A 3,066-nucleotide genomic window follows, 5' to 3' on the forward strand; every position below is an offset into this window, starting at 1 on the left:
GCCCCAGGTCGCCAGCGTCCCGAAGAGGCTGGCGGCGGTGAGCTCGAGCAGGGTCCGACGGGCGGCAACGCTGATCAGTGCGGGCATCCAGGACGCCTGTGGCTCGGGTGTCGGTGCGCTCAGGGCCGCCATCGGGTCTACGGCCGTTACCGTGTCTATGGCCGTTACCGAGTGCACGACTGCCGTCGGGTGCACGGCCGCCGGCAGGCTCGGTCCCCGCCGGCACGCCGGGTCGCCGGTCGGGCCCGCGGTGTGCCCCGCCCCGGTAGCTGCGAGTTCGACCAGGTCGTGAACCTGGTGGACGTCGAAGCGGTCGGTCGGTCCGGTGCCCTCCGCGAGCAGCAGCAGGACCTCCTCCTGCACCCCGGGGAAGACCCGTTCGGTGAACAGCACGAGCTGGACATGCCGGAAGCGTTCCAACAGGAAGCGCCGGACGGGCGCGGCGTAGTTGACCGACAGCAGCTCGGCCGGGAGTACCAGGCCGAGGCGCCCGGTGGGGCGCAGGAACAGTGAGGCGTGCACGGTGAACGCGGCCCAGGAGCTGGCGAGGTTGGTCAGGCGGACACCGGCCCGCAGGGCTGCGGCCTGGGCCCGCCTGCGGACTTCGCCGTGGAATTTCTGGTACCGCACGTACGGCGGGTTGCCCACGACGGCGTCGAAGTCGGGCCGTGCCGGGACGGAGAAGAAGTCGGCGACAGTGATCTCGGCCCGCGCGCCGCTCGCCGCGACAGCCAGGGTTGCCGCGGACGCGCTCGGTGCGTGCAGTTCGACCCCGTGCAGCTGGGCGCCGTGTGGGTGGTTGTCGTGGCTGCCGTCACAGGGCTGGTGGCCGCGGCCGCCGTCCAATACCCGCAGCCGGCGGGCGGCTGCCAGCAGGAACGCCGCCTCACCGCAGGCGGGTTCGAGAACGCTGTCCCACTGGCCCCGGACCGCCCAGGTGACTATGTGGTCACACAGCACTGTTGGAGTGAAGAATGCCCCACGAATCTTACGGTGAGTAGTCGGATCGCTGGGTTCGGCTGCTTTCCGGGCGGCTGGGACCTCGACCCCGCCGAGTAGTAGGCCTCCGGTCGTCTCGGACCTGCCGGTGACGTCGGGGACGCGGGCCGTCTCGGGGGTCGGGGTTGCCACGTTCGAAACCCTAGAGCCCGGCGCCGACAGTTCTTCCGGCGCGTCTTCCCGCTTGTCTCCGGTGCGCCATCCCGCACCCTTCCGGCTGGGGTATGCGCAGGTTGGGACCGGTCCTTGTCCGCAGGCGCGCAGGCCTTCGCCGGGGCCGCCCCAAGCCCCATGGTCGATGGTTGCAGTGGGTTACCTGGGATGTTGTGGCACCACCCGGTGCGTGAGGTATGTAGTGGACTTCCTTGCCTGGAGGGCTCCCGCCGTGGCCTGTAGCCGTGTAGCGTCTTCCATGGCCAAGTTCGGCAGTTGGCGTCTACAAGGGACGCCGACGACGAACGCTGACGTGGGAGAACCAAAATTCCACGCCAGACGGTCCGGGGCCCGCGCGGTGTGGGTCCTGACTGCACCAGCAGGGAGAACGGCGCGTGGCTCAGGGCACGGTTAAGTGGTTCAACTCGGAGAAGGGCTTCGGCTTCATCTCCGTGGACGGTGGCGGTTCGGACGTCTTCGTCCACTACAGCGCGATTGACATGGACGGCTACAAGAGCCTGGAAGAGGGGCAGCGGGTCGAGTTTCAAGTGACCCAGGGGCAGAAGGGTCCACAGGCTGACGCCGTTCGGGTCGTCTGAGCCACGAGGGACGTAACTCCGACGTAACTTCACAGTCATAAGGCGAGGGTCCGTCATCTGAACCAGGGCGGGCCCTCGTTGCGTATCGACTCGTGATCGACTCGGCGTTCGGCAAATCATCGCCAATCACCGTGAATCGCGCCTCGTCGGTTCACTCCTTGCGTCTCCCGAGCCTGAAATGATCGGTGTTTTCGTGGATCCCGACCGGATGTCCGCGTAGGTCTCGACCGCTTCTGTTGCGTCCGATTCGGCATGGATCGTCTGCCGGATCCGGCGTCGATCGCGGTTTATTCACTTTTTCGTCGCCTGCGTGCTCCGGGAAACATCTTCCCCCGGTGCTCCTGTCACGTCGCGATGCCGAACCGCACGGCATCTCTGCTTTTCCTCGTCAATCGTGTTATCGTCGGACGTTTCCATCGTATCGTGATAGGAATCACATCCAGTCGGATTGCGTCACATCGAGTGAAAGCAGCGGCTGTTCGGACGACCGGTGAGTGGACTTTCCCGACTTTCACAAGCCGTATATCGCCGGCGGCGTCACGGTTGAATCCTTTGCATGCCGATCTGACCTACCGTCTACTGATCGTTACTGATCGCGGGACACCAGCAGTTCGGCGATCTGGAGGGTGTTGAGCGCCGCACCCTTGCGGAGGTTGTCGCCGCAGACGAACAGGGCCAGCTCGTGCGGGTCGTCGGGTGACTGCCTGATGCGGCCGACCCAGGTCGGGTCGGTACCGACGACGTCTGCCGGCGTGGGGAACTCGCCGGCCGCCGGGTCGTCCAGCACGGCCATACCCGGCGCCGCGTGCAGCACGGCCCGCGCGGCGTCCGCCGTGACCGGACGTGAGAACCACGCGTGCACAGCTACCGCATGAGTCGTGACGACAGGCACCCGCACGCAGGTCGCGGACACCTTGAGCCCGGGAATCCCCAGGATTTTGCGTGATTCGTTCCGGATCTTCATTTCTTCGGACGACCAGCCCCCGTCCCTGGGTGAACCGGCCCACGGCACGACGTTCAGCGCGAGCGGAGCCGGGAACGGACCGAGTCCGTCCGCGCCGATCGCCTTGCGGACATCGCCCGCGCTCTGGCCGAGGCCACAGTCGCCCGCGACCGTGGAAAGTTGGGCGTAGAGGGTGTCGATACCGGCTTGACCCGCCCCGCTGGCCGCCTGGTAGGAGGTCGCGACCAGAGATTCCAGGCCGAAGACGCGGTGCAGCGCGCCGAGGGCGACAATCATCGACAGCGTCGTGCAGTTCGGGTTGGAGATGATCCCGCGGGGCCGGTCGGTAACCGCGTCCGCGTTCACCTCAGG

At 67.0% G+C, this 3,066-nt stretch carries 3 protein-coding genes; 1 reads left to right on the forward strand and 2 read right to left on the reverse strand.

Going from position 1 to position 3,066, the window contains the following annotated elements:
• The coding region (locus DD1DGNOD_RS03095) for an N-6 DNA methylase (protein WP_206442921.1) at nt 1–1,131 on the reverse strand (1,131 nt) is incomplete at its 3' end.
• 416 nt (nt 1,132–1,547) lie between these two features.
• Here DD1DGNOD_RS03095 and DD1DGNOD_RS03100 point away from each other — a divergent pair.
• Nucleotides 1,548–1,751 carry a cold-shock protein gene (locus DD1DGNOD_RS03100; RefSeq protein WP_013872098.1) on the forward strand — a complete coding sequence of 68 codons (204 nt, stop codon included), beginning with the start codon at nt 1,548–1,550 and terminating at the stop codon, nt 1,749–1,751.
• A gap of 586 nt (nt 1,752–2,337) precedes the next feature.
• Here DD1DGNOD_RS03100 and DD1DGNOD_RS03105 read toward each other — a convergent pair.
• A partial coding sequence (locus DD1DGNOD_RS03105) for an aspartate-semialdehyde dehydrogenase (protein ID WP_131769398.1) occupies nt 2,338–3,066 on the reverse strand: 729 nt, incomplete at its 5' end.

This window comes from Candidatus Protofrankia californiensis (assembly GCF_900634765.1).
In the GTDB taxonomy this organism is placed as follows: domain Bacteria; phylum Actinomycetota; class Actinomycetes; order Frankiales; family Frankiaceae; genus Protofrankia; species Protofrankia californiensis.